The sequence below is a fragment of the Streptomyces sp. NPDC002324 genome, assembly GCF_053593335.1.
This window is the reverse complement of sequence record NZ_JBSFCF010000028.1, coordinates 116,747-135,223: the sequence shown is the minus strand read 5'-3', so window position 1 is coordinate 135,223 and position 18,477 is coordinate 116,747. Positions and strand designations below refer to the sequence as shown.

The following is an 18,477-nucleotide window of genomic DNA, read 5'->3' as shown; positions in this document are numbered from 1 at the left end:
CCCTCTCCCCCCCCCCCCCCTTCACCACCCCCCCCCCGTCCCGCCCCCCCCCTACGGCGCCCCCCCCGGGTCGCCGCTCATGAGCGGCGACCGGTCGGGAACGGGGATCGGAGCTGGAGCGTGAAGTGACGTGGCGAGGCCGCCGACCGGCTACCGAGCGCCCCCGTGAACCTGTGCCGGTGCGCGGCACGAACAGGCTCGACCCGAGAGGCCCTCGACCGCCCGGCGAACTCCGTCAGCTGTCGGAGTAGCTGAAGTCGCCCACTGTCCAGGCGCTGACGTCCTCGATCGCCACGCGGTACATTCCCCCTGTTTCCGGAATGCCCACAGTGCCCTGCAGGATGCGGGCGACGTGGAAGTGCAGATGAGTGGGTGTCTCGTCCTCCTTGGCGGGGGCCTCGAACATGGCGGAGAACTCGCCCAGGCGGTCCGAATCCCTGAGCACATCCGACACCCGCTGCCTCCACACCGTCTCGGGAGCCAGCCGGCCGGTGATGACAGCACCACTGGTGACCACGGTCAGGGACATCTGATTGCTCTGCTTGGACTCGACCAGGGCGGCGACGTCAACGAGCAGCTTGTCAGGCTTCGACATGACGCAGAGTGTATGCGCCGCCTCGTGCGGCTGGGTGGCCTGGGACGGAGTAAAGCGGCGCTTTTACCACCCGGGCGCTCACCGAGCCGGTCGGCTCGAACGAAGCCCCGCCCGGGGCCGGGCCTCAGGCCCCGGTCCTCGGCGTCACCGGCCACCCCTTCCCGCGTGGCGAAAATGGCGTGATGTGTAGTCGCTTTTCAGCGGTGGGAGCGCTCCCATATTCAGGGGTGGGGGGTCGGAGCCGGGGCTGCAGCCAGGAGGAGAAGACATGAGGCAGAGCCAGAACGAGCCCACCGACGGACACCAGGGAGCGCCGAGCCGCAGGACCGTGCTGGCGGCGGCGGGAGCCCTGCCGATTCTCGCCGCCACAGCGGTGCCGGCCGCCGGGGCCACGAAAGCCGCTGCCGCCGCGGCGGTCATCGACCCGTCCGTGCGGCGCCAGACCGTCCGGGGCTTCGGCGGGATGACCCACGCGGCCTGGATCGGCGACCTCACAACCGCCCAGCGGGACACGGCATTCGGCACCGGAGAGGGGCAACTCGGCCTGTCGCTGCTGCGGATCCCCGTTCCCGAGGACCGGGCGGCCTGGAGTCGCGACCTTGCCACGGCGAAGCGCGCGGTCGGGCTCGGGGCGGCCGTCATCGCGTCTCCCTGGAACCCTCCCTCCCGCATGGTCGAGACCTTCGTCCACGGCAGTCAGACCAACGCCCGGCGTCTCAGGTACGACATGTACGGCGCCTACGCTCAGCACCTCGACGACTTCACCACGTACCTGCGGGACAACGGCGTCCCCCTGTACGGCATATCGGTGCAGAACGAGCCCGACTACGCGCACGACTGGACGTGGTGGACCTCGTCCGAGATGGTCCGGTTCCTGCGGGAGAACGCCGGCTCCATCGGCACCAGGGTCATCGCGCCGGAGTCGTTCCAGTATCTGAAGAACATGTCGGACCCGATCCTCAACGACCCGACGGCGCTGGCCAATGTGGATGTCATCGGGGCCCACCTCTACGGCACATCGTTCTCGAACTTCCCCTACCCCCTGTACAAGCAGAAGGGCGCGGGCAAGGAACTCTGGATGACCGAGGTCTACTACCCCAACAGCACCGACTCGGCGGATCTCTGGCCCCAGGCCCTCGATGTGGGGGAGCACATCCACCGTGCCATGGTGGACGCCGAGTTCCAGGCGTACATCTGGTGGTACATCCGGCGCGGTTACGGCCCCCTGCGCGAGGACGGCAGGATCAGCAAGCGCGGTGCCTGCATGGCACAGTTCGCACGGTTCGTGCGGCCCGGACACGTGCGGATCGAGGCGACGCCGAAGCCGACGTCGGACGTGTACGTCTCGGCGTACCGGGGCACCGGCTCCACGGTCGTCGTCGTCGCCGTCAACAAGGGGGGCGCGGCGGTGAGTCAGCAGTTCACCCTGGCGAGTGGCGCGCCTTCCGGTGTCTCGTCCTGGGTGACCGACGCGGGCCGAAACGTCGCGGCCCTGGGCAGGTCCGGCGTGTCCAACGGGACCTTCACCGCCACGCTGCCCGCTCGCAGCATGACGACGTTCGTGACCGGCTGACCGGCTGACCGGCTGACCGGTCGACCGGCTCACCTGCGGCAGGGGTTGCCTGGTGGCAGAGCACGCGGCGCCGGGCATCTCCGCCGCGCACGCCGATCGCAGCGATGTCCGATTCTCGCCGTTCCGCGTTAAATGCCTGGACTGGGAACCGCCCCGGACGGGACACTTCCGACTTCCGAACCTCCGGGAGTGTGATGGGGACCACAGACATGTCAGGACCGGCGCCGGGCAGGAGCGCGGTCGTCCTGGCGCTGCGCCACTACGGCCGGGAACTGCTGAGACTACGACGGCTGGCCCTGCCCGCGCTGCTGTTGCCGGCCGTGGGCAACATCGGCATCCGCTACGTCGCCCCCCTGCTGATCGCCAAACTGGCGGCACAGGCCGCCGACGACGGTCTCACCCTCGGCTCGGCGCTGCCGTACGTGCTGGGCTTCGGTGTGACGCTGCTGCTCGCCGAGGCCGTGTGGCGCGTCGGGCAGCACTGCCTGAACCGCGTGGACGCCCTCGGCATGGAACACCTGTACGTGAGCGGCATGGACGAACTCCTCGCCAAGGACGCCGCCTTCTTCCACGACAACTTCGCGGGCTCCCTGACCAAACGGGTGCTCAGCTTCGGCAAACGCTTCGAGGACTTCGTCGACACACTGACGTACCGGATCGTGGGCAGCCTCGTCCCCCTGCTCTTCGGCGCCGTGGTGCTCTGGAGCTACGAACCGATGCTCGTCGTCGGTCTCCTGGTGATGATCGCGCTGACCGTGGTGGCCGCGACGCCGCTGATCCGTCGTCGGCAGAGGCTCGTCGCCGACCGTGAGGCGGCGATCGCCCGGGTCTCCGGCCACGTCGCCGACAGCCTCATGAACATGGAGACCATCCGGGCGTTCGCGGCCGAGCGGCGCGAGGCCGACGAACACCGCTGCCGGGTCGCGGACTCCCGGCGCCTGACGCTGAGATCGTGGGACTACGGCAACCTGCGCGTCGACACCCTGATCGCCCCCATGTCCGTCCTCACCAACGTACTGGGCCTGTTGGTCGCCATCGCCTTCGGCAGCCCGGGCCAGGGAGTCGAGGAGATCGTCGTCGCCTTCACCTACTACTCCAACGCGACCCAGATCATGTTCGAGTTCAACCAGATCTACCGGCGTCTGGAAAGCTCGATGACCGAGGCCGCGCAGTTCACCGAACTGCTGCTGGATCCGCCCACCGTGCTCGACCCGCCCGAACCCGAACCGCTCGCGCCGCGGGACACCAGCATCCGTTTCGACGCGGTGACCTTCGCCCACGCGGGTGCGAAGCCGATCTTCCAGGGGCTCGACCTGGACGTGCCCGCAGGGGCGCGGATCGGTCTGGTCGGCAGGTCCGGTGGCGGCAAGACCACGCTCACCCGGCTCCTGCTGCGTATGTCGGACATCGACCACGGACGCCTGGTGATCGGAGGCCAGGACATCAGCCGACTGCGCCAGACCGACCTGCGCTCACTGATCGCCTACGTCCCGCAGGAGCCCGCGATGTTCCACCGCAGCCTGCGCGACAACATCGCCTTCGCCCGGCCCGGCGCCACCGACGAGGAGGTCCGCGCGGCGGCAGCGGCCGCGCACGTCACGGAGTTCGCCGAGCAACTGCCCGACGGCTTCGCGACCTTGGTGGGGGAGCGGGGAGTCAAACTCTCGGGCGGCCAGCGCCAGCGTGTCGCCCTCGCCCGCGCTATCCTGCGCGACGCCCCGATCCTGCTGCTCGACGAGGCGACCAGCGCGCTGGACTCGGAGAGCGAGCTCCTGGTCCAGGACGCCCTGTGGCGGCTGATGGACGGACGCACGGCCCTGGTGGTCGCCCACCGCCTGAGCACGGTCGCCGGCATGGACCGCCTCGTCGTCCTCGACCGCGGAAGCGTCGTCGAGCAGGGCACCCACGAGGAACTGCTCGCGTCGCAGGGTGCCTACGCCAAGCTGTGGCAGCACCAGTCGGGCGGCTTCCTCGGCGAGAGCGACGAGTCGGCCGACGCATGCCCGCCCCCGGAAGCCGACCCCGGCAAACTGCCCGGTCCGGCCGATCCCGCGGCGGCGGACGAGGGCCGTAGGACGTGGTCGCACGCCCGTACGGGCACCGGGTCCACGTGAGCGAGACGGATACCGGCCATTCTCGACCGCCGGCGCCGTCACGCTGACACGTCCGCCGCGTCCGCTGCACCGCGAAGCGCCGGGGAGCGCCGGGGAGCGTGCGACGGCCGCTCCCGGAACCGGCTCCGACGAACTGCGCCGGCGCAGCCGTCGGCCCTCCCGTGGGGAGGGCGGGAGGGACGGCGCGGCCCCGCCCAGGCAGGAGTGCGCGGGCGGGGCCAAGCGTGGTGACCCCCAACGGGGGAATGGGGGATCACCGCTGTCACAGCTTTGCACTGGATCCGGCCAAGCGACAGAGGTGTGACCGAAATCAGTTGCCTGGCATCTTCCCGCCCGGCCACCATGATCGAACAGGTGGAAGATGTTGTGCCTGCCGTCGCCCTGGCCAACCGACACGCAGGCGATTCCAGATGCCACGGAGCATATCCGCAGCTGGTCGTCCCGTTGGGCACTGGGCACATCCCGCCACGGACCTAGTCGGGGGCGGCGCGGGCGGACATCCGGAACATGCGGGAGTCCCCTTTCCTGCCGGATGGGGGACCCTGCCGACGGAACGGTCATGTTGATCGGTGACAGGGAGGGGTGGAGTTCTGTGCGGCTCCGACGAAGGAGAGGTCCGGGCCGGGCGGCCGCGGTATGGGTGACGCTCGTGGCCGTCCTGACGGCACTGGCGGCCACGGCGTCGGCGGCATCCGCGGCGCCGCCGGCCGCGCGCTCGGCGGCCGCGGCGCCTGCCGACAGACCCGACTTCAAGTTGCCCTTCGCCTGCGACCAGACCTGGCAGTTGCAGACGTACCGGGGCCATGCCCCCGACGACAAGAAGCTCGACATGTACAGGGTCGGCGGGAACACGCTCGGCTCGTTGGTGGCCGCGTCCGCGGCCGGCACGGTCACCGAGCTGTTCGAACCGGGTGGCCTGGAGATCAACCACGGCAACGGCTGGTTCACGGTCTATCTGCACATGGACCGCAGGGACGTGAGCGTCGGGCAGCGGGTCGCCTCCGGCACCACGATCGGGCGGCTCGGCCTGGTCGGCACCACCTCGGCGCATCTGCACTACGAGCAGCTCTACGACACCAACGGTGACAACAACGGCGAGAACGACGAGATCGTCCACCCGGTGATCCAGGGAACCGAGTACCGGCTCTCACCGGATCAGACCTTCCCTCGGGTGACCAGCACCAACGCCTGTGGCGGAAGCGGTGAGCCCGAGAAGTACTGGGTGGACACCTTCGCCGACGCGACCGGTTACGCCGCCGTCGACTGCGTCGGCGACAGCAGGCCGCAGTGCGTGCCCCAGGGCAAGCTGTACAAGGGCACCAACTACGTCCTGTGCAAGAAGTGGGGCGACGAGGTGCGGGTGGGCACGTCCTTCAACCACTACTGGCTGCTGACCGACCTCGACGAGGTGGTGCCCGGTGGGAAGGGCCGCGCCTATGTGTCGGCGTACTACCTCCAGCGCTGGGGGAACGATGAGGCGAAGGACAACGACGGGCGTGTGATCCGCGACTGCGGGGCCGACGAAGTGCCCAGGTGACGTCCTCAGGAACACTCGGGCAGCACCGGACTGTCCTTCGTGCGTACGGCGGGCAGCCAGGCCGTCCTGCTCGGTGCGTCGTCCGGGAGACGGACCCGTAGCCACCGGGCGGAGAGTCTGCCGGACTCGTCCCTGACCGTCGTCCCCCGCGAGAGACGGCAGTCGACAGTGAGGACGTCTCCGTGCCACACCCGGGTCGCCACGACGTTCTCGACGGTGTACGGGAGTGCCGGATCCACGGCCAGGCCGAGGCTGCACGCCGCAAAGCGTTCCTCGGCCTGGTCGCGGCACAGCTTCACGGTGTTGAACACGGCGATGCGGCCGGCCGGTGGGGCCGTGCTCCGTCCGTCGGACCGGTCGTGCCCGTCGCCGCCGGAGGCGTACGTTCCTCCGGCGGCCGCCGCCCCGCACAGCAAGGTGGCCAGGGCGACGCCGAGCAGAGCCCTCCGCCGTCCGACGGACTTCGGGACCGACGCCGTCCGCATCCGAGCCAGCAGGCTCTCGGCGGTGTGAACGGAACGCTCGGCATGCGTCGGAGCCAGGCAGTCGGCGGCCAGCTCGCGCCAGAAGAGGGGTACGGCACTGTCCAGCCGCAGCGGCGCGCGCCCCTCGGCGTACTCCTGCGCGGCCGCCCCGCGCGCCATGGGCGTGGCCCCGGGGAACGGTGAGGCACCGCCGGCGAACATCTGGTGGATCATGACGCCGAGAGCCCAGATGTCGTTGCTCGGCCGCACCTGCACGCCGCGCTCGCCCAGCGGGGCCCTCCAGCGCTCGGGGGGCAGATAGTCGGGGGTACCCAGGGGCGGCATGTAGCCGTGGGTGCCGTCCAGCTCCACGGCGAGACCGAAGTCGGAGAGCCTGGCCGAACCGTCGGCCATGATCAGCACGTTGTCGGGTTTGAGATCGCCGTGCACCCAGCCGATGTCGTGCAGATGGGCCAGCCCCTCGCAGATCTCGGTCAGGAGCCGCGACTTCTCGGACTCCGTCGGCCCCGGCCCGTCCTGTTCGAGGAGGTGGCGCAGGCTGTGCTCCGCCCGCTCCATGATCAGGACGACGGAACCGTCGAGAACGGCGTCGTCGGGTTCGCTGAGCACGACCGAGTCGAGCATCCGGATCAGCCGTGGATGGCGGGCCCGGCGCCCGAACTCGCGCTCCCGCCGGGCGGTTTCCACCAGGGCGCGCGCCTGACGTGGTGCCAGCCCGGCGGTCGGCAGGAACTTGAGCGCGACGACATCCCCGTCCCCGTGCCCTTCTCCGGACCTGGCTGCCGGTTCCCGGTGCCGGGGACGTGTGGCCCGGCCCTCGTAGACGGTTCCCCAGCCTCCGCTCGCGATCCGGTCACCGACCTCCCAGCCGCCCACCCGGTAGCCGGGCGGAACCTGGTCCACGGACGCGCTCACGTGGCGCACGCCTTCGCGCGCAGCCCACTTGCCGCACGTGGCGGCAGCAGACCGAGGTGCTCCTCGCGGACCAGACCGAAGCGGAGCGCCAGCCCGACGATCGCCTCGCGCTTGCCGTTACGGCGGGCCCCTTGCCCGGGGTCCGTCGCGACGGGAATCCCCAGCCGGAGTTTCTCCTCGGCGAGGTATTCGATGTGGGAGCTGACGGCGCGGGCCGTGAGCCCGCCGCACTCCGGAGAGCTTCTGAGTCGTTCGACGACCTGGGGTGTGGTCGGCACGGCGACCGCTGACTCGTCACGCAGCCGGGGTTCGCAGAGTGCGACCAGGACCAGGAAGTAGGTGGCGGTCTCGTCCAGGGAGTAGGCGGTGAGGGTCTGCGTGCCCCACCGGCCGCCCGCGTGCTGCGCACGGTCCGGATCGAGGTACACATGATCCGGCGCGAACACCTGAAAGCTCACGGTCGACCCCCGGGTGGGCAGCACGACCCGGGCGAACTCGAAGGGAATGGGCGCCCCTACGCGGCGCGGCGGGACACGCAGATATTCACCCGCCCCTTCCGGGTTCTCCACCAAGTAGCTATGGCCGGCACTGAAGTTGCTCAACTGCCAGTGATCGTCGGTCACCCGTATCTCGCCCGCCAACCGGGACACCGCCGGGTCGCCGAGCCGCAGTTCGACAGGGGTGTCGGCCGAACCGCGCCCGAAACGGGCCACGGCCCCCGGCCCCAGCCGCAGGGTCACAGGGCCCACACCGCGTTCCGGCCGGCCCTGGGCCCCGGCGTCGGTCCCGGTGCGCGCCTCATGGCCGTAGCCGCCCCCGTCGTTCCCTTCGTCCTGCGGAAGATGGATCACTACTCCGCTCATTCGATCCCCCAGATCTTGCCGGTTCCGGCCCGTCGGTGCCGTACACGGTGAACACTGTGCTGTTTCGCAGGAGTTCACTCCTGCCCTCGCTCTTTCAGCGTGCCGTTGACAACGTTGGCCGTCACACAGGCGTGCCGCCCGGCGGTTCACACCCTCGGCAGGCCGGGGGTCAGGCCGTCCTGCTCGGCGGTGATCCGGGCGGCAGTACGCCGGTCGCAGGGAGGTGTCCGCCGACGGGCTGGACACCCTCACCGGGATCGAGCTACCGCTGAGCGCCGCTCACGAATGGTCAGGCATGCCACCCGCGGCAGGCGACCGACGGTGCCGGTCGGCCGGCGCCGGTGCACGGTGCTTTCGCGAACAAGGCCGTCAGTGCGTCGAACGAACCCAACGCGGCTTTGCGCACTGTCTTCTCCTGTGTCCATCGGGATGAGGCGCCGCTGGATGCGGTCATTGGTTATACGCACGAGGCAGCGGCCTGGTTGCACAGGAGTTGCGCCTCTCGCGTCCGGTACTCCCGGGTCAGCGGGTGGGATGGTGAGTTTCGGCCCGGATCGAAGGGGTTCGTGCCGCTGCCCGGGCCGGGGTGGGACGTGGAGGCGTCTCATCACGGCCCGTTCTCATCGGATGTGTCGTGCCGGCTTGGTGGCCGAGGTGAGCAGGTACTCCAGGGGGCCTCGCCGGAAGAAGCGGGACCAGACCGTGGCGAACACGATCGCCCCCAGGACGTACGCGCGCAGGGGTCCCAGGAACGCGACTCCGACGCTGCCGATGATGTCGGACGTGGCACCGCTGTGCGGCCCGGCCGTCAGGAGCAACGACGCCGGCAGGTCGGGGAACGAACCGCCGTCGGCGGGCATCGACCCGGAGCCGGCCGACGACGCCCCGCCTTCCGCCAGGCTGTCCAACGCATGCCTGCCGGCCCTGCGGACGTGGACGACCGCCAGGCGGTGGAGGAGATTCTCGGGCGCCCCTTGAGCCGGACCCGGCCCACGGGTGCACTGGCACCAGGAAGCCGGGGCACGGTCGTGCGCGCCCTGGACGAGGACGGGCGGTGGCGGGTCGAGTTCGCCGGAACGATCGACGGCCCCTGTCGCAAGGCTCAGATCTGGGGTCGCCATCTGAGGGCCGGGCCGGAGGCGGCACCCGCCCGCTGAGGCTGCGGAATCCTGCCCGTGATGAGTGGTCAGCTGCCGGCGCGCCACCAGAAGACCGGCAGCAATCCCGCAGGACGGGCTGCCAAGTGCCCGCGAAGATCAGCACACTGGGCCTGTGCGATACGAGGAGAGAGCGAAGCTCGTCGCGGCGAGGGCCCTGATCCCGGTGGCCCTCCTCGTCGCTTCACCGGTGCTGCTGACAGCCGGAGCGCCGATTCGTCGTCGATACCTCCGTCACGTACACCGCGAGGGTGCCCCACCGATCCTGGACAAGGAACAGGGGCGGATCAGTGTCCACTGGTTCGTGGTCACCAGCCCACTTCTCGGCCTGCTCTGCCGACCTACGGAGTCGCTCACCCGAGTCCTCTCACGTCGAGGCCGGACGGCAAGCTGAACAAGCTGAGCGAGCGATGGCGTCAGTCGGTGATCACGGGGCTGCGGTGGATCCACTCGCTGCCGTGGACCGCCTGGTGCATGAAGGCGGCCACGTCCGCGCGGCTGATCGTCGGGTTGCCCTTCATCGGCAGATGGTCGGCCGCACTGTAGACGCCGTTGGCGGGGCCGTTCGTCAGACGGGTCGGGTAGACCACGGTCCAGTCCAGCCCGCTGGAGCGGATGCGCTCGTCGGCGATCGCCTTGTCGGCGTATATGGACCGCAACAGCGTGCGGTAGATGGCCTTCTGGACCGTGCCGGCCGAGTCGAAGGTCCGGCCGACGCCGAACGACGACAACCACACCAGGCGGGAGACGCCGGCCTCCTTGGCCGCACCGATCACGGCCGACGAGGAGCGGGTGAAGAGTTCGTCGGCGCGAATCGACGTACTCCTGCCGAGGGCGGAGACGATGGCGTCGTGCCCGGCCGAGGCGGCGAGGAGGTCGCGGTGCGATGTGGCGTCTCCGGTGGCCACGGTGACCTTCGACGCCGAGTCACCGAGGGCCGCCGGGTTGCGTACGAAAGCCGTGACGGAATCACCGGCGCGCAGGGCCAGGTCGACGACATGGCGACCGGTGGGGCCGGTCGCACCGAGGATGAGCAGCTTCATGGCAGGAGCGTCTTTCGTCAGGGTGGGCCGCGCGCGAGGCGCGTTGCACGACTGTGGAACCGGATAGCTGTCCGTTCCAGAAACGTACCGGACAGCTATCCGGTTAGCAAGGTCGCATCCTCGACCGAGAATGTGTGCGCGAGTGAGCGAGCGAGCCGACGGCGGGCCCTCAGTGCCGCCCGGGGGCCCCGGCTCGCAGGCCGTCCATGACGAGGTCCAGCAGCCGGGTGACCTGGACGTGCCAGTCTCCGCGGATGTCGATCTGCCAGATGCCGGCGATGGCGAGGAGGAAGTCGTCGACGGTCATGTCCGGGCGAATCGTGCCGGCTTCGTGGTTGGCGTCGAGCAGGACTTCGATCGATTCGCGCACCAGCGCGTATCCCGACAGCTCCTTCCCTCCCTTCGCGCTGGCCTGGCGCAGTGCGACCGCCATCCCGGTCTTGGCCATGATGAAGCGGGCGAGGCGGTCCATCCATGCGCGCAGGGCCTGATCGGGCTCCCTGGTCTTCAGCAACTCGACCGCACCGTCGGTGAGTTGTTGTACCTCGTGGCGGTACACCTCCAGGACGAGCGCCTCGCGGTTGGGAAAGTTGCGGTAGAGGGTGCCCTGTCCGACGCCCGCCTTCTTGGCGATCACGCTCAACGGGATGTCCGCGGAGCGCGACAGCTCGACCAGTGCCACCTCGAGAATGCGCTCCCGGTTGCGTTGGGCGTCCGACCGCTGTGGCCCGTCATTCCTGGAATCCACATGCCCTCCCTTGGGGCTCACGTCGAAGCCCTTGCCTTACCGGACACCCGTCCGGTAATTTCACCGTCCCGGACGGTTGTCCGCTTAGGCTCTATCCTAGCGGTGCGGTGATCGGCCTGGCCGTTCTCGACGGTGCGTTTCCCCGGCGAGCGGGACGAGCGCTTCGTGTGGACCGACGAGGCGCTGGTCGCCCGCTACGTGAGCCTCGACGCGCGGGCGCGCGAGGAGTTGTGAATCACCCTCGGCTTCCTGCCGATGCCCGTGGACGTGGCCACGTCGGCGGGCCCGCGGCTCGGCGAGGTCACCTTTCAGACCTGGGACGTCGAGGTCACCTTCGACCCGGCGGCCGTGCCGGCGTCCACCGCGGTCGTGCTCGGCGACCCTTCGGCCGCGCCCGACGCTGTGCTGAGCGCGCCCGCCGCGTGGTGGCTGCGCCTCACGACGGGCGGCCACGCGCCCGCGTACACACCGGCGAGCGTCACCCTCACCGAAGGTGCTTTGACACCCCCAGGGCCGTGTGGCGGTCAGACAACGGCTCCCGGACCAGGGGGCAGGCGTACATCCCTGGGCCAGCCGTTCAGCCGGGCGAACTGACGCATGAAGCGCTCGCACCGTTCCACGAAGTCGTCGCCTCGGTCGGGCAGCCGCGTGAGCTCGACCATGCGCGCGGGATTCGACTCGGGCCTCGGCAACATGGAGATCTCGGCGTCGACGAACCGGCCACCGCCCAGGCTGCCGGCAGTCAGTGCGAGGGCCGTCGCGGTCACCACGCCGACACACGTCCGTTCGGGGCTGAACACCGCCTCCACGGGCTCGAGCTGCTCGTCCGTAACCTCCTCGTGGTCCAGCACCTCGCACGGGTCGAACACGATCAGTCCTACGGTGTCCTCCCATCCGGTCACGCGGAAGTCGACGTCTCGCTCGTGCGGACGCTGGTCGGCGGAGTGGGTGGCGCGCTCGCCGATCAGCAGGGTGCCGAGTTCCCGGTGAAGTAGACGTCGGCCTTCGTGGACCGGGCGTCCCAGCTCGAATCGCCGTTCAGCGACGACCTCGATGACGGGGGCCGCCTTCAGGCCGAGCAGCCGTGCCAGCGTCTCCCCGGCCGCGTCGACGAGCACGTCCAAGGGCACCGGAGTGTGCATTGTTCCCACGAGGTCGACGGACATGGCGACAACATAGACGCTGTTGTGGGCAAGCTCGGCCGTGAATGCCGAGGGCGGCCGTCGGCTCCCGGGCGGGCTGTAGCGGCTACGTGGCCGTGCCGTACGAAACGTGCCGCATTCGATCACAGGATGACCAAAGTCGGTCCTACAATGCTCTCTGCACCCGCACGCCACCCACGCCGCACAACGGCCCGGTGCGTGGGGTGGAAACCGGGGGGTTTGGTGGGGGAACGAGCGTTGCCTGCGGGTGCGTTGCGCTTCGTCGTGCTGCGAGCGTGGGCGTACCGCGTGCTTGTCGGTGCCGTGCTGCTGACCGTGCTGCTGACCACAGCCGTGCTGGCCGCGCTCACCGCCTATTCGGGCGCGATGGGTGATGCCGCGCTGCGGCGGTCGCTCGCCGAGCAACACACCGCCGCCGAGGCCGCGTTGGTGCTCAAGGCCGACGTGCCGGCCGACGAGCGGAAAGCGGCCGACGACGCTGTGCGGGCGGGCGCCCGCACCCTGTTCGACGGGCTGCCCGTGCGGGTGCGGACCTTGATGAGGTCCGGCCCCTACGCGCTGCCGCCCGCCCTGCGGCCGGCCTCCGAGCGGAGCGAGAACCCGGACCTCACCTACTTCGCCGCCCTGGACCGCACGCAAGTGCGGACCGTCGCCGGGCGCCTCCCCGGAGAGGCGGCCGGTGCCGGGACCATCGAGGCGGCACTGCCGCAGAGCGCCGCCCGACGGCTCAAGGTGGGCCCCGGCGACCGGCTGACCGTCACCGACCAGCTGCACGGCCCGGCGGTGCGCGTGCTGATCACCGGCGTGTACCGGCCGGTGGACGTCCGGGCACCGTACTGGCAGTTGGACGACCTGGGCGGCCGGGGTGTGCAGGCGTCGAGCTTCACGACGTACGGGCCCCTGCTCACCGCCGCGGGCGTGCCGGCGTCGGGGCGGGTCAGCGTCGGCGCGTCGGGCTGGCTGGCCTCGGCCGACTACTCCTCGCTGACGACGGAGCGGATCGACGCGCTGCGCGAGGCCGCCCGCTCGGGGAGCGCGGCGCTGCGCAAGGAGCCTTCGCTCAGTGGCGCGACGGCGGCGGACACCGCGTTGCCCGAGGTGCTGGACCGCGTCGAACGCTCCCTGCTCGTCACGCGTTCCAGCATGCTGATCGTCGCCGGTCAGCTCGGACTGCTCGCGGCCTGCGCCCTGTTGCTCGTCGCGCGCTCGCTCAGCTCCGAGCGCACGGCCGAGACCCGGTTGCTGCGGGCGCGCGGTGCCACCCGGGCACGGCTGGCGGGCCTGGCCGCGCTGGAGGCCTTGCTGATCTCCGTACCGGCGGTGGTGGTGGCACCGTTGTCGTCGGGGCCGTTGACGCGGCTGCTCGTCGGACAGGGTGCCCTGGGCCGGGCCGGGGTGCGTGTCGACGTGCCGGTCGCGGGCCGTGCCGAGGTGTGGGTGGTCGCCGCGGGCGTGGCCGCGCTGTGTGCGCTGGCGGTGGCTGTCCCGGCGTGGCGGGCGTCCTCCACGGGCACCGTCGGGGCGCGGTCGGGGGCGCTGGCCGCGCCGCTGCGCGCCGGCGCGGACGTCGGGTTGCTGTCCGTGGCCGGTGTCGCCCTGTGGCTGCTCGGCAGCCAGGACTCCGGCGCCGTCACCGCCGACCGCGAAGGGGCCCTCGGCGTCGACCCACTGCTGGTGGCGGCGCCCGCTCTGGTGCTGCTCGCGGGAACGGTCCTGGTGCTGCGGCTGCTGCCCCTCCTGGCGCGTGTCGGCGAGCGGCTGGTGACCCGCGGCCACGGGCTGACCGCGGCCATGGTCGGCTGGCAGTTCAGCCGCCGACCGATGCGGGGGGCGGGGCCGGTACTGCTCCTGGTCGTCTCCGTGGCGCTGGGCGTGATGGCGATCGGGCAGAACGCCTCCTGGCACCGCTCCCAGGCCGACCAGGCCGACTTCCGCGCGGGCGCCGATGTACGCGTCAAGTCCGCCGGGGGCGGCGGCTTGGGCCGTACGGACCTCTACGCGGACCTCCCGTACGTCGACGCGGTGATCCCCGCGGTCCGGAGCACCGTGCCGCTGTCCGGCAGCCGCAGCGCGACCGTCCTGGCCCTGAACACGACGGAGGCGGCCGGGGCGGTGCCGGCGCGAGGCGACCTGACGGACGGTCCGCTGCTCGCCGGGCTCGCGCCGCGCAGTGGGCCCGCGGGTGTCGAGGTGCCGAAGGGCACGACCCGGCTCACACTGACCGCCGCCCTGCACAGCACCGGCCCGGAGGAGGACGCGGACGTCACGCTCACGGTGGGGGACCGTCACGGAACCTCCTACGAGATACCGTCCGGCCACCTCGCCGCCGACGGCCGCCCGCACCGGCTGAGCCCGGATCTGAGCGGCGCCCGGGGCCCGTTGACGCTGATCGGGCTCAGGCTGAGTACGCCGCAGCCGACCGACCGTGCCCACCGGCACCGCCTGGTCCTCGGCTCGCTCACGGCGACCACGGGCGACGGTGACACCCGGCGGCTGACCTGGCCGACGAAGTGGACGACCGCGATCGAGGCCGACTCGGCCGCCGCCCCACCCGAAGACGACGCCCGGCCGACCCGCCCCCGGCTCACGTCGACGGCACCCGTCACCCTCACGTACGGCACCGGGTACCAGCAGTCCGGCATCTCGCCGCCCGCCCTGCCGCTGGAGGTCCGGCTCAAGGTCGCCCAGCCCGCGGCGCCCGAGATCGTCGCGGTCGCCACCGAGCGGTTCCTCATCGCGTCCGGCGCGCGCGTAGGACAGCGCGTGAGGGTGACGTTCGACGGCCGTTCCGTGCCCGTACGCATCGTCCGCACCGCGAGCGCCCTGCCCACGACGGAAGCCACCACACAGGACGGCGGGGCCCTGCTGGTCGATCTGCGGGCCGTGAACCTGGTGCTGCAGGCCCGCTTCGGAACCAGTGCGAAGCCCACCGAGTGGTGGCTGGGCACCGCGGTGCCCCGTGCCACCGCGGCGGCCGTGCGGGCCCTGCCCGACGTCGATCCGGAACAGGTGACGGTGCGCGACGAGATAGCGGCGGAGCTGCGCGAGGACCCCTTCGGGGCGGCACCGGAAGCGGCGCTGATCGGGGCGGCGGCGGTGACGGTGTTCTTCGCCTCGCTCGGCTTCGCGGTGAGCGCGGCGGGGGCGATGCGTACCCGGGACGGAGAGTTCGCCGTGCTGCGCGCCCTGGGCACACCGCGTCGTCGGCTGGCCCGGATGGTCGCCGTGGAGCACGGCGTGCTGGTGGCGCTGGCGCTGCTGGTCGGCACGGCCCTGGGCATGGTGCTGACGCGTGCGCTGGTTCCCCTCGTCGTCCTGACCGGGCAGGCCACCCGGCCGGTCCCACCGGTGCTGGTCGAACTCCCGCCCCTGCCGCTGGCCGCCCTGCTGGCGGCCCTCGCGACGGGCCCCGCCCTCGTGACCGTGGCCCTCGCGCTGCGGCGGGCGAAGCCCGTGATGGCTCTCAGGGACGAGGTGACGCAGTGACCGCGCAGCCGGTACCCCCTCAGGACGGGGGGACGAACGCGGGAAGGCCGCACGTACGGGCGGGGTCGTGGACCCGTCTGAAGACCTTCGCCGGTACGTCCCTGGCCCTCGCCCTCCTGGTGGCCGTGACCGCCGCGCTGGCCGCCACCTACCCGCGCGCCGTCGACCGGTACGGGGACGCCGGGCTGCGCCGGGCGGTCGAGCAGGCCCGCCCCGACCAGACGACCGTCCAGGTGCAGGTCCCCCTGCCCTGGATGGACTCGGTCGAGGAGATCGAGGCGGCCCTGCGCCCGGGCCCGCTGGCGGCGGCGCGGACCAAGGTGCTCGACACCGCCGAGGCGCCGCTCGATCCCGACCGCGCGCAGTCGTCGTACGGCGCGCGCACGACCGTCCCCCTGGAGGTGCCCGACCCCTGGCTTCCCCAGCCCGGCGGCCGCCCCGCCCAACTGGTGCTCGCCGCCCAGCAGGAGCTGGGCTCCCACGCCAGAGTCGGCGCGGGCCGGCTGCCTCGCACCACGGGCGCGCCGGTGACCGCGGCGACCGCGCGGGTCGAGGCCGCCGTCACCGTGGAAACCGCCCGCACGCTCGACATCCGCGTGGGCTCGGTCATCCACATACCGGGCTCGGGACGTGCCCCGCTCGCGGTCCGGATCACCGGGATCGTCGTCCCGCGCGCGCCCGAGGGGGCCTACTGGTCGGCCCTGCCGGTGCTGCGCACGCCCGCCCTGAGCCACCAGGCCGGACGCCTGCCGGGAGAGGTCCACTGGTTCGGCGGCCTGCTTCTCGCCCCCGATGCCGGACCGGCTCTCCTGGGTACCCCCGGCCGCCCGGAGCGGTACTGGCATGTCGCCCCCGACACCGCCACCTTGCGCGGCCACGATCTCGACCGTCTGACGTCCGCCGTGGCCGCCCTGGAGTCGGGCCCCGGGGTGCAGCGACTGCGGGCGGTCGTCGACCAGGGCCTGGAGGCCCAGACGAACCTCGACGAGGTCCTCGCGGACCATGCCCGGCTGCGGTCGGGGATCGACCCGCTGCTTCTGCTCGCCGCCGTCGGGACCGGAAGCCTCGCCGTGATCGTCCTGGCCATGGCCGGTGGAGTGGCAGCCGATCGCCGCCGCGCGGAGCTGGCCCTGCTGCGTGCCCGTGGCGCCTCACTGCCCGGCCTGGCCGCGCGGCTGCTGGCGGAGACGTCCGTGGTGGCCGTGCCGGCCGGCGCCCTCGGGCTGAGTGCCGCACTGCTTGCCCTGCCCGGTGCACGCACCGCGCCCCCCGTCGTCGCCGCCCTCGCCGTCACCCTCCTCGCCTGCGTCGCGCTGCCCTTGCGCGCCGTGGTGGCGCACCGCACGGTACGGCTGCACGACGGCCGGGAGGACCTCACCGCCGCCCGGCCGTCGCGGCGCCGCACGGTGGCGGAACTGACCGTGCTGGTGATCGCGTCGGGGGCGGTCGTCGCACTGCGCCGACAGGGATCCGGCAGCACCGCTCTGGTGGCAGCCGCCCCGCTGCTGACGGGCGTGGTCGCGGCGCTGCTGCTGGCACGCCTGCACCCCCTGCCGCTGCGCGCGCTGAGCAGGGCGACCACGCGCATGCGCGGCCTGCTGGTCCCGCTGTCGCTGGCGCAGGTGGCCCGCGCTCCCGGCTTCGCCGTACTGCCCCTGCTCGCGCTGCTCAGCGCCCTGACCACGGCCGCGTTCGGCGGCTCGGTCCTGGCAGGAGTCACGGCGGCCCGCGACCGGGCCGCGCTCCTCGACGTCGGCGCCGACGGCCGCGTCGAGACCATCACCGGTGAGCTGCCGCGAACCCTGCCCGACCGCGTACGCCGGCTGCCCGGCGTACAGGACATGACCGAAGCGAGCGTCATCTACGACGCCAAGCCGGAACGAGGCATCCAGCCGCTCCCGCTGGCCGGTGTGGACCCCGGCGCGTACGCGCACCTGTCGCACCGCATGGGCCTGGGCCCGTTCGACGCGTCGAGCCTTGCGTGGAAGGACGCCGGCACGAAGGGGAAGGACACCGGTACGCGGGGGAGCACCGACCGCCCCCTGCCCGCGCTGGCCTCACCTCGCGTGGCCGACGAGTACGGCACCGGCCCCCACTCCCTCTCCCTCCCCGACGGCACCTCCGTCACCGTCCGGATCGTGCTGGTCCGCGAACACACCCCGGCCGTGTTCGGCGACGACTTCCTGATCGTGGACCGCGCCGCCCTTCCCCGTACCGCCGCGCCCACGACGACCCTGCTGCTGACCGGCGACGCCCTGGACGGCCGGGCGCTGCGCTCGGCGACGAAAAGCACCGCGGCCACCGTCCGGCTGCGCACCGAGGAACGCACACGACACGTCGACTCACCGCTGCAGTCCGGCGCGGAACGCCTGTACGGTGTCGCGGTCGCCGCGGGCGCCGGGTACGCGGTCCTCGCCCTCGTCCTCACCGTGCTGCGCACCGCACCCGAACGCGGAGCCCTGCTCGCCCGGTTGCGCACGATGGGCATGACCCGCTCCCAGGGCCGGCGGCTGCTGATTCTCACGGCCCTCCCACAGGCGCTCCTGGCCGCGGCCGGCGGCATGCTGACCGGCTGGGCCGGCATCCACCTGCTCTCACCCGGCGTCGACCTCACGACCATCGCCCTGGCCTCCCCGTCCGCTCTGGAGGGCGCCGCGCTGCGCACCGATCCGCTCTCGCTGACCGTTCCGGCGCTCACCGTGCTGCTCCTGGCGATCGGGGTGCCCGCCGGCCAGGCGTGGTGGGCCGGCCGGCGCGGCCCGGTGCGCGAACTGAGGCTCGGTGACGACTAGACCGTG

General features: G+C 71.8%; 13 protein-coding genes and 1 pseudogene. 6 read left to right on the top strand and 8 right to left on the bottom strand.

All coding sequences use genetic code 11. The features are described from left to right. Positions 1-235 precede the first annotated feature (235 nt). On the bottom strand, positions 236-595 hold the full coding sequence (locus tag ACWCRJ_RS30570) for a hypothetical protein (protein ID WP_450942334.1): 360 nt from the start codon (positions 593-595) through the stop codon (positions 236-238). Between the two features lie 268 nt (positions 596-863). Here ACWCRJ_RS30570 and ACWCRJ_RS30565 point away from each other — a divergent pair, with 268 nt between their 5' ends. The 3 genes from ACWCRJ_RS30565 (at position 864) to ACWCRJ_RS30555 (ending at position 5,819) form a co-directional block, all read left to right on the top strand. Further along, on the top strand, positions 864-2,168 hold the full coding sequence (locus ACWCRJ_RS30565; RefSeq protein WP_450942333.1) for a glycoside hydrolase family 30 beta sandwich domain-containing protein: 1,305 nt from the start codon (positions 864-866) through the stop codon (positions 2,166-2,168). Between the two features lie 194 nt (positions 2,169-2,362). Next, complete coding sequence (locus ACWCRJ_RS30560) at positions 2,363-4,282, top strand: ABC transporter ATP-binding protein (RefSeq protein WP_450942332.1); 1,920 nt, start codon at positions 2,363-2,365, stop codon at positions 4,280-4,282. 649 nt (positions 4,283-4,931) lie between these two features. After that, positions 4,932-5,819, top strand: coding sequence for a M23 family metallopeptidase (locus ACWCRJ_RS30555; RefSeq protein WP_450942331.1), 888 nt, complete (start codon positions 4,932-4,934; stop codon positions 5,817-5,819). A gap of 5 nt (positions 5,820-5,824) precedes the next feature. Here ACWCRJ_RS30555 and ACWCRJ_RS30550 read toward each other — a convergent pair whose 3' ends face one another. From ACWCRJ_RS30550 to ACWCRJ_RS30540, 3 genes and pseudogenes are all read right to left on the bottom strand, one after another. Beyond that, entirely contained in the window at positions 5,825-7,219 is a 1,395-nt protein-coding gene (locus tag ACWCRJ_RS30550) for a serine/threonine-protein kinase (protein ID WP_450942330.1), read from the bottom strand. Then, positions 7,216-8,082, bottom strand: a complete 867-nt coding sequence (locus ACWCRJ_RS30545) for a serine/threonine protein kinase (protein WP_450942329.1) — start codon at positions 8,080-8,082, stop codon at positions 7,216-7,218. Before ACWCRJ_RS30545 ends, ACWCRJ_RS30550 begins: the two co-directional genes overlap by 4 nt. Positions 8,083-8,702: 620 nt before the next feature. Continuing rightward, a pseudogene (locus ACWCRJ_RS30540) lies at positions 8,703-9,005 on the bottom strand (DUF418 domain-containing protein); the annotation flags it as partial. Here ACWCRJ_RS30540 and ACWCRJ_RS30535 point away from each other — a divergent pair. Then, entirely contained in the window at positions 8,994-9,239 is a 246-nt protein-coding gene (locus tag ACWCRJ_RS30535; protein WP_450942338.1) for a hypothetical protein, read from the top strand. The pseudogene ACWCRJ_RS30540 and the gene ACWCRJ_RS30535 overlap by 12 nt on opposite strands. A 416-nt stretch (positions 9,240-9,655) precedes the next feature. Here the strand turns inward: ACWCRJ_RS30535 and ACWCRJ_RS30530 are convergent, their stop codons facing one another. From ACWCRJ_RS30530 to ACWCRJ_RS30515, 4 genes are all read right to left on the bottom strand, one after another. Next, the gene (locus ACWCRJ_RS30530; protein WP_450942328.1) at positions 9,656-10,282 is read right to left on the bottom strand and encodes an NAD(P)-dependent oxidoreductase; all 627 of its coding nucleotides are present in this window, start codon (positions 10,280-10,282) and stop codon (positions 9,656-9,658) included. A 169-nt stretch (positions 10,283-10,451) separates the two neighbouring features. Beyond that, positions 10,452-11,030 carry a TetR/AcrR family transcriptional regulator gene (locus ACWCRJ_RS30525; RefSeq protein ID WP_450942327.1) on the bottom strand — a complete coding sequence of 193 codons (579 nt, stop codon included), beginning with the start codon at positions 11,028-11,030 and terminating at the stop codon, positions 10,452-10,454. Between the two features lie 308 nt (positions 11,031-11,338). After that, the gene (locus tag ACWCRJ_RS30520; RefSeq protein WP_450942326.1) at positions 11,339-11,512 is read right to left on the bottom strand and encodes a hypothetical protein; all 174 of its coding nucleotides are present in this window, start codon (positions 11,510-11,512) and stop codon (positions 11,339-11,341) included. Between the two features lie 42 nt (positions 11,513-11,554). After that, positions 11,555-12,196 (bottom strand): hypothetical protein, encoded by a 642-nt coding sequence (locus ACWCRJ_RS30515; RefSeq protein ID WP_450942325.1) that lies wholly within the window; start codon positions 12,194-12,196, stop codon positions 11,555-11,557. Between the two features lie 285 nt (positions 12,197-12,481). On the opposite strand from ACWCRJ_RS30515, the gene ACWCRJ_RS30510 reads away from it, so the two are divergent. Together ACWCRJ_RS30510 and ACWCRJ_RS30505 are read left to right on the top strand one after the other, a co-directional pair. Then, complete coding sequence (locus ACWCRJ_RS30510) at positions 12,482-15,679, top strand: FtsX-like permease family protein (RefSeq protein ID WP_450942324.1); 3,198 nt, start codon at positions 12,482-12,484, stop codon at positions 15,677-15,679. Beyond that, the gene (locus ACWCRJ_RS30505) at positions 15,676-18,471 is read left to right on the top strand and encodes an ABC transporter permease (RefSeq protein ID WP_450942323.1); all 2,796 of its coding nucleotides are present in this window, start codon (positions 15,676-15,678) and stop codon (positions 18,469-18,471) included. Before ACWCRJ_RS30510 ends, ACWCRJ_RS30505 begins: the two co-directional genes overlap by 4 nt. Positions 18,472-18,477 lie beyond the last annotated feature (6 nt).

Bases quoted from the DNA above. Each gene is read 5' to 3' on its own strand.
- ACWCRJ_RS30515 (WP_450942325.1), bottom strand. From the start codon at position 12,196: ATGTCCGTCGACCTCGTGGGAACAATGCACACTCCGGTGCCCTTGGAC.
- ACWCRJ_RS30565 (WP_450942333.1), top strand. From the start codon at position 864: ATGAGGCAGAGCCAGAACGAGCCCACCGACGGACACCAGGGAGCGCCG.
- ACWCRJ_RS30570 (WP_450942334.1), bottom strand. From the start codon at position 595: ATGTCGAAGCCTGACAAGCTGCTCGTTGACGTCGCCGCCCTGGTCGAG.
- ACWCRJ_RS30530 (WP_450942328.1), bottom strand. From the start codon at position 10,282: ATGAAGCTGCTCATCCTCGGTGCGACCGGCCCCACCGGTCGCCATGTC.
- ACWCRJ_RS30535 (WP_450942338.1), top strand. From the start codon at position 8,994: ATGCCTGCCGGCCCTGCGGACGTGGACGACCGCCAGGCGGTGGAGGAG.
- ACWCRJ_RS30545 (WP_450942329.1), bottom strand. From the start codon at position 8,082: ATGAGCGGAGTAGTGATCCATCTTCCGCAGGACGAAGGGAACGACGGG.
- ACWCRJ_RS30560 (WP_450942332.1), top strand. From the start codon at position 2,363: ATGGGGACCACAGACATGTCAGGACCGGCGCCGGGCAGGAGCGCGGTC.